The sequence below is a fragment of the Hydrogenophaga sp. 70-12 genome (genome assembly GCF_001897365.1).
Taxonomy (GTDB): domain Bacteria; phylum Pseudomonadota; class Gammaproteobacteria; order Burkholderiales; family Burkholderiaceae_C; genus Hydrogenophaga; species Hydrogenophaga borbori.
Genome location: NZ_MKSS01000153.1, coordinates 1 through 2,582 on the forward strand (window position 1 = coordinate 1; position 2,582 = coordinate 2,582).

Annotated in this window: 4 protein-coding genes; 3 read left to right on the forward strand and 1 reads right to left on the reverse strand. The window is 66.7% G+C overall.

Annotated elements, in window-relative coordinates; genetic code table 11:
• On the reverse strand, positions 1-532 hold a 532-nt coding region (locus BGO22_RS09240; RefSeq protein ID WP_286850351.1), incomplete at its 3' end, for a serine/threonine protein kinase.
• A gap of 59 nt (positions 533-591) precedes the next feature.
• Between BGO22_RS09240 and BGO22_RS09245 the strand changes: the two genes are divergently transcribed.
• The 3 genes from BGO22_RS09245 to rpoZ are packed head-to-tail and all read left to right on the forward strand — an operon-like array spanning position 592 to position 2,353.
• Entirely contained in the window at positions 592-1,503 is a 912-nt protein-coding gene (locus BGO22_RS09245; RefSeq protein ID WP_083292834.1) for a YicC/YloC family endoribonuclease, read from the forward strand.
• Between the two features lie 7 nt (positions 1,504-1,510).
• Positions 1,511-2,131, forward strand: coding sequence for a guanylate kinase (gene gmk / locus BGO22_RS09250; RefSeq protein WP_070397456.1), 621 nt, complete (start codon positions 1,511-1,513; stop codon positions 2,129-2,131).
• Positions 2,132-2,149: 18 nt separating this feature from the next.
• Positions 2,150-2,353, forward strand: a complete 204-nt coding sequence (gene rpoZ, locus BGO22_RS09255; protein WP_009519945.1) for a DNA-directed RNA polymerase subunit omega — start codon at positions 2,150-2,152, stop codon at positions 2,351-2,353.
• The last annotated feature ends 229 nt before the right edge of the window (positions 2,354-2,582 follow it).

The following is a 2,582-nucleotide window of genomic DNA, read 5'->3' on the forward strand; positions in this document are numbered from 1 at the left end:
CGCGGTTGTCGTCGGTGACGAAGATGTTCGCGGGCTTGATGTCGAGGTGCAGCATCTTGTGCTGGTGCACGATGCGCAGGCCGCGCAGCACCTCGTCGTAGAGCGAGCGGATGGTGGATTCGCGGAAGACCTTCTGCTTCTTGAGTTCGCGCGCGGTGATGATGAATTCCTGCAGGGACGAGCCCTCCAGGTAGTTCATGACCATGTAGACGGTTTCGTTCTCGCGGAAGAAGTTCAGCACGCTCACCACCGATTGGTGGGAGATCTGCGCGAGCGCGCGGCCTTCCTCAAAGAAGCTCTTGAGGCCCAGGCGGTACAGCGACAGCTTTTCGGGCTGCACCTGCGGCAACAGCTCGCCGGGGCCACGCGTGGCCAGGGACGAGGGCAGGTATTCCTTGACGGCGACCTGCTGACCTTCGGTGTCGACCGCGAGGTACACCACGCCAAAACCGCCGGCGGCCAGCTTGCGAACGATGCGGTAGCCACCGATCACCGTGTCGGGTGGCAGAGGAGCGGGTTTGACCTTTGACATAATTCGACCGGTTTCCGAAACGCCCCGTTTTGGACCTCCAACACCACCGGCCCAGAGCGATGGCAGTTTACAGCATGACCGGCTACGCCTCGGCCCAGCGAAACGCTGGCGCAGAGCCGGCCGCGGGAGAATCCGGCCCGTCCGTCGGTGTCGAAATCCGTTCGGTCAACAGCCGATTCCTCGATCTCGGTTTCAAGCTCCCCGACGACTTGCGCGCGAGCGAACCCGCCCTGCGCGAACGCCTCACGCAGCGGCTCAAGCGCGGCAAGGTCGAGGTGCGCGCCTGGATCGAAGCCCCATCCGACGCCACGCCGCGCGCGCCGGGCAGCGCCGAACTGCAGCGCCTGCTGGGGGCGCAGGACAGCATCCGCACCTGGCTTCCGCAGGCGCAACCGCTGTCGGTGGCCGAGGTGCTGGCCCTGGTGGGACGCCGCAGCGCCCCGCCGGCCGATCTGCACGAACGCCTGCCCGAACTGCTGGACACCGCCCTGACGCAGCTGCTGGAAGCCCGGGCGCGCGAAGGCGCCCGGCTGGCCAGCATGCTGCTCGATCGCGTGGGCCAGTTGCGCGCCCTCACCGACACGGCCCAACCCCTGATCCCCGAGCTCGTGGCCCAGCAGCGCCAGCGCTTCCTCGACCGTTGGCAGGAAGCCCTGGGCGCCGACGCCTCGGGCAGCGTCGCCGCCAGCGAGGCCGCGCGCGACCGCGCCCTGGCCGAGGCCACGGCCTTCGCCATCCGCATCGACGTGGCGGAAGAACTCACGCGCCTGCGCTCCCACCTGGACGAGATCGAACGCCTGCTGCAGCGGGGCGGCGAGGTGGGCAAGCGCCTGGACTTCCTGATCCAGGAGCTGCACCGCGAAGCCAACACCCTGGGCTCCAAATCGTCGAGCCTGGAGCTCACCCGCGTCTCGGTGGACATGAAAGTGCTCATCGAACAGATGCGCGAGCAGGTGCAGAACCTCGAATGAGACCCTGATGCAATACCCCGGCAACTTGTTCGTCGTGGCCGCGCCCAGCGGGGCCGGCAAATCCAGCCTGGTCAAGGCGCTGATGGAGCTCGATGCCCGCGTGCAGCCCTCGGTGTCGCACACCACGCGCCCGCCGCGGGGGCAGGAGCTGCATGGCCGCGAGTACTACTTCGTGAGCCAGGAAAGCTTCGACCAGATGGTCGCGCAGGACGCCTTCCTGGAGTGGGCGCAGGTGCACGGCAACCGCTACGGCACCTCCAAGACCGCCATCGAGCAGCGCATCAAGCAAGGCGCCGACGTGGTGCTGGAGATCGATTACCAGGGCGCGCTGCAGGTCAAGCGCATCTTTCCCAACGCGGTGCTGATCTTCATCCTGCCACCCAGCTGGGAGGAGCTGCGCTCGCGCCTGGAGCGGCGCGCCGAGGACACCGCCGAGGTGATCGATCTGCGCCTGCGCAATGCCGCCCTGGAGATGGCCCATGCCCGGGATTTCGACTTCGTTATAATCAATGAGTTGTTTGAACGGGCCCTGTTTGACCTCAAGGCCATCGTTCACGCCCAGCGCTTGAAGTACGCGGCGCAGCGCAGCGCCCGCAGCGACACCTTCGAAGCGCTCAACATCCCCTGACATTGCCCGGAGCCCACCATGGCACGCATCACCGTCGAAGACTGCCTGGAACAGATCCCCAACCGCTTCCAGCTCGTGCTGGCCGCCACCTACCGCGCCCGCATGCTGAGCCAGGGCCACGCTCCCAAAATCGAGAGCAAGAACAAGCCGGGTGTCACCGCCCTGCGAGAGATCGCCGAAGGCAAGGTCGGCCTCGAGATGCTCAAAAAAGTGCCGACCTGAGCCCCCAACGTCGCACCCTCCCCACAAAAGGCACCGTTCGACGGTGTCTTTTTGTTTCTGGGGGCGCCGATTCCGCCCCGGGACCAGGGCCTAGATCGGTGACCCAAAGCGGTGCGTGCCGTCTGGCGCTACAGTTGCAGGATGACCCCTACCGTCGACGGTACCCTGGCGGTCAGCCCGCCTGATGCGGCCACAGCGGCCGCGAGCGCGGCTGCGGCCAGCTTCGCCG